This is a genomic window from Sphingomonas sp. 179-A 2A2 NHS (assembly GCF_045371305.1).
Taxonomy (GTDB): Bacteria; Pseudomonadota; Alphaproteobacteria; order Sphingomonadales; family Sphingomonadaceae; genus Sphingomonas.
Window position 1 is genome coordinate 1 of sequence record NZ_JBIQDE010000019.1, and the last position, 4502, is coordinate 4502.

General features: G+C 63.0%; 5 protein-coding genes. 3 read left to right on the forward strand and 2 right to left on the reverse strand.

The window, feature by feature from the left end:
* Positions 1-237: hypothetical protein (locus tag ACH0AE_RS17585; protein ID WP_406876123.1), on the forward strand; the 237-nt coding region annotated here is incomplete at its 5' end.
* A 9-nt stretch (positions 238-246) separates the two neighbouring features.
* Here ACH0AE_RS17585 and ACH0AE_RS17590 read toward each other — a convergent pair.
* A complete protein-coding gene (locus ACH0AE_RS17590) occupies positions 247-1278 on the reverse strand; it encodes a glycosyltransferase (protein WP_406876124.1) in 1032 nt (343 codons plus the stop codon).
* Here ACH0AE_RS17590 and ACH0AE_RS17595 point away from each other — a divergent pair.
* Entirely contained in the window at positions 1253-2086 is an 834-nt protein-coding gene (locus ACH0AE_RS17595) for an NAD-dependent epimerase/dehydratase family protein (protein ID WP_406876125.1), read from the forward strand. The genes ACH0AE_RS17590 and ACH0AE_RS17595 overlap by 26 nt on opposite strands.
* 4 nt (positions 2087-2090) lie before the next feature.
* On the opposite strand, the gene ACH0AE_RS17600 is transcribed toward ACH0AE_RS17595, so the two are convergent.
* Positions 2091-2672 carry a sugar transferase gene (locus tag ACH0AE_RS17600; protein WP_406876126.1) on the reverse strand — a complete coding sequence of 194 codons (582 nt, stop codon included), beginning with the start codon at positions 2670-2672 and terminating at the stop codon, positions 2091-2093.
* 106 nt (positions 2673-2778) lie between these two features.
* On the opposite strand from ACH0AE_RS17600, the gene ACH0AE_RS17605 reads away from it, so the two are divergent.
* Entirely contained in the window at positions 2779-4464 is a 1686-nt protein-coding gene (locus ACH0AE_RS17605) for a polysaccharide biosynthesis protein (RefSeq protein ID WP_406876127.1), read from the forward strand.
* Positions 4465-4502: the final 38 nt, after the last annotated feature.

Below are 4502 nucleotides of genomic sequence, written 5' to 3' on the forward strand. Positions count from 1 at the left end.
GGCGTGCCGCATGACATGTGGTTGTCGATCCAGGCTGCGCGCGATGGTCAGCTGGCGATCGTGACGGAACCCTTCATTCTCTATCGCCGTCATCAGGCGGCGGTCTCCGCCACTGGCGGGACCAGCCGGCGCGCGATCGGGGCGCGCGTGCGTGAGCGGCTGCTGCTCCTTGCCGCGCTACTGCGATCGCCCAGTAAGCAACGGAAGGGTTCGCCGCGGGCGCAGAACGCGCGATAGCGGCGGGCCTTATCGAAACTGCTCGATCGCTGCCCGATTGATGCGGTCACGCTCCGGATCGACGATCCAGCCCCATTTGAAGAAATACTTGGACAGGCTGACCATCGCGTAGCGCACGCGCTTCAACGACGGCCTGGCCTTGCTCCGATACTCGTGCACCACCGTCTCGTCTGGATTGTACAGCGTGCGCGACACCGCCCTGATCCGCCGCGAAAGGTCCAGATCCTCTGCGTACAAGAAATAGCGTTCGTCGAAATAGCCGACTTGGTCGAGCGTCTCACGCCGCAGGATCATGAAACAGCCGGAAAGGAACGGAAATTCGGCGACGGTATCGTAATTCCAATTATGAAATTCGTACTGACGATTCTTCTCCTGCCCCCATTTGGTTCTGTGCAGGAGCCGCCGGGCGACGATGTCAGCTGGATCGGGTAGCAGCCGGCACAGGCGTTGCAGTGATCCGTCGGGGTAACGCACGCGTGGCATCGCCAGTCCGGCATCGCCGTGCCGATCCATGAAAGCCACCATCCCGCCGATGACGTCGTCCTGCGTCTGCAGGTCGGTATTCATGACGATATTGTACCGGCATCTACCGCGGCTGGCGGCCAGGGCGATGTTGTGCCCGCGGCCATAGCCGATGTTCTGATTGGTCGCGACAACCGTGGCACCCATCGCTGCGGCGAATGACAAGTCCATCGGCGGCACGCTGTTGTCGATGATCACAACATGCGTGGTCACAGTCCTCGACCGTACCTGCGCGATCGCATTGATGACTTCCTGACGGTCGTTCTCGAACAGGACGAAGGATACGCAAGCATCGACCCGTGCCGGAAGCGCGCAGCGGACATCATCGATCAGCTGATCGAATTCGTGCAATTCGTCATATCCTTCATGGTGTCTCGTCGTCGACGGTTCGGACCGTCGATGGTTATCCGCGATCGACGAGGTGAAATCGCCCCGCGGTCCCGCTAGCAACGCCGATCGTTGCGGTAAAGCGGGCGGCTGTCTACTGGGCGGCATGGCGAGAGCAGCAATCACCGGCATTACCGGCTTGGCGGGTGGGCATGTGGCGCCAGCGCTGCGTGCTGCCGGGCACGACGTGGTGGGTATCAGCCGTCGGCCGTCGCAGCCGGGAGCCGGCGGCGATATCCGTACGGTGCCCGATCTTGCCGATGCCGATGCCCTTACCGCTTCGCTGCGGGGATGCGATATCGTCTTCCACTTCGCCGACAGGGCCAATCGCAAATCCTACGGCGAAGCCGATGTTGGCACCGCGGCCGACGTCCTGGTGGCGATCCGCACCGCTGCTGCGCGCAACGGCATTCGCCGGATCGTGGCGATCAGTTCGGTCTATGCCGATCGTCCCGACAGGCCGGATGACCGCTACGGTCGATCGAAGCGTGCGATGGAGGCCGTCGCCATGGCACCTGCACCCGGCGCGCCTGCCGTGATCCTGCGCCTGCCACCACTGTACGGGCCGGGCGCACAAGGTGCGGTGCGCCATATCGCCCGTGCCGTCGCGAAGGGCTGGCCGCTGCCCTTCGCGCTTGCCCGCGCGCCACGGCGTTTCCTGTCGCTCCACGCGCTGGCCGACCTATGCCTCCATCTGACTAATCTAGACGATGCGACGTTCGATCGTGCGGCCGGCCGGGTCCTGGTGCCGGTCGCCGTTGCCAATGGCAGTCTGGCGGCACTTTCGCGTACGCTTGGCAACGGCCGTGCACGCTTGTTGCCGGTGCCGGGGATCGATCGCCTACTCGGCGGACGCGTACCGCGCGGGCAATTGGAACGCGATCGCGACGCACTGATCGATGCGGTGGGATGGCACGCGCCGGACGGTATCGGCCACTGACGGCCTAATCGCGCACAGCGTCGCCACGCCCCCCGCCCACTGCGGTACGTATCAGCAGGCGGATGTCGCGCAGCACCGACCAGTCGGTCAGATAGGCGGCATCGGTTTCGGCCAGCTGCTCGGGGGTCGACATGTCGAGCCCGCGTACTTGGGATACGCCTGTAATGCCCGGTGTCAGCTGATCGACGCCATGGCGCCGACGACTTTCGGCGAGCGCGGTCTGGCTGGGTAGTCCGGGGCGCGGGCCGACGAAGCTCATGTCACCATGCAGCACGTTCCATAGCTGCGGCAATTCGTCGAGTTTTGTCCGGCGCAGAAAGGCACCGACCCGCGTGATATGATGTCGACCCGTCTCATGCGACGGGCGGTCGCCGGTGCCGATCCGCATGGTACGCAACTTGACGAGACGGAATGGCCGCCCGTCGCGGCCGAGCCGCAGCTGGACGAAGAACGGATTGGCACGGTCGTCGAGCCAGATCAGAAAGGCAGCCACCACGCACGCCAGCGTTGCCGGCACGGCGAGCAGCATCGTAAGTGTCAGGTCGAAAAGCCGCTTGGGGGCACGGCCCGCTATGTTCTGAGGCATAATGGCGCGCCGATAGGAAGAACGGCGTCGACTGGTCAAGCGTCGGGACAGACGGTAGGAGCAACGTGCGGATGCCACGTTTTCATTAATGGAAGTTTCGCGTCGAATGCGGTTAGTAAGCGTAGCTCAGCATGCAATTCGGCTGCCCCGATGGGGTAAGCGCACACTGATCGTAATTGTCGATGTCAGCCTGTGCGTTCTCGCAGTCTGGATCGCCTATTTCCTCCGGCTGAGCGTCTGGGTACCGCTCTACGGCCTGCCCGTGCGCGCAGTAGTCGGATCGGTGGCGCTTGCCCTCCCGATCTTCGCGGCGATGGGAGTATATCGCCCAGTCTTCCGACATGCCGAAAGCACAGGCCAGACCCAGATCCTGCTCGCTTCGCTGGTCTATGCGCTTGCCTATGTCGCGATCTTCACGGCCTGGAGCGTGCCAGGGGTCCCACGTACCGTCGGCGTGATACAACCCGTTCTTCTGTTCGTTTTCATGATAATGGTGCGGGCCGGCGCGCGCCGCCTGTTGAACGCGATGCTCGATCACGGCAACGCGATGCACTCGCGTGAACGCGTCCTGATCTACGGCGCGGGCCAATCTGGTCGCCAGCTGGCTGCTGCGATCTCAAGCCGCCCCGAGATGAAGGTGGTCGGCTTCCTGGACGACAACAAGGGGTTGCAGGGCGCCTCGATCAACGGCTTTCGGGTCTATCCGCCAGGAAAAATTCTTAGTCTCGTCGACAAGTTGGCCGTCGACGAGGTGCTGCTCGCCATTCCGTCCGCCACGCAGCAACGCCGCAACGAGATACTGGCGATGCTACGATCGCTACATATCCGTATTCGTACCTTGCCCGATATCGTCGATCTCGCGCTAGGCAACGTTACCACTAGCGGGACTACCAACCTCGACATCAACGACCTTCTCGGCCGCGATGTCGTCACGCCCGAGATGGCGGTGATGGAAGCCCATCTGTTCGGCTGCACGATCCTGGTGACGGGGGCCGGTGGATCGATCGGATCCGAATTGTGCCGACAGATCGTCGCCGCCAGACCTGCCAAGCTGCTGCTGCTCGATAACAGCGAATATTCGCTCTACGCGATCCACCGCGAACTCGAACTGGCCTTGCCTTCTCACGCTCCCGACGAGGCTGGCGTCACCCAGCTCGTTCCCCTGCTGGGATCGGTCCAGAACGAGCAGCGGATGGACGAGATCATCGGCGTTTGGCGGCCGAGCCACGTCTATCATGCCGCCGCGTACAAGCATGTTCCGCTGGTCGAGCACAATCCGATCCAGGGCGTCGTCAACAACGTGTTCGGCACCATGAACGTCGCGCAGCGTTGCATCGACTACAATGTGCGCCACTTCGTTCTTGTCAGCACAGACAAGGCCGTGCGCCCCACCAACGTGATGGGCGCCACCAAGCGCCTGGCCGAAATGGTGCTTCAGGCATTGGCGGAAGAGACCACGCAGACATGCCTGTCGATGGTTCGGTTCGGCAACGTGCTGGGATCGTCGGGATCGGTCGTGCCATTGTTCCGGCAGCAGATCCAGGCTGGCGGTCCGGTCACGATCACCGACGAACGCATCACGCGCTTCTTCATGACGATTCCCGAGGCGGCGCAGCTCGTTATCCAGGCCGGCGCGATGGCGTCAGGCGGTGAGGTGTTCGTGCTGGACATGGGCGAGCCGGTGCGCATCGTCGACCTTGCCCGCAACATGATCGAACTGTCGGGGCTCAGCGTCCGCGACAGCCGCAATCCGTTGAGGGCATCGCGTGGAAGGTACGCCAGACAACGCTAAGCGAGAACATTTCAAGAACCGCATGATGGCCGTTACCG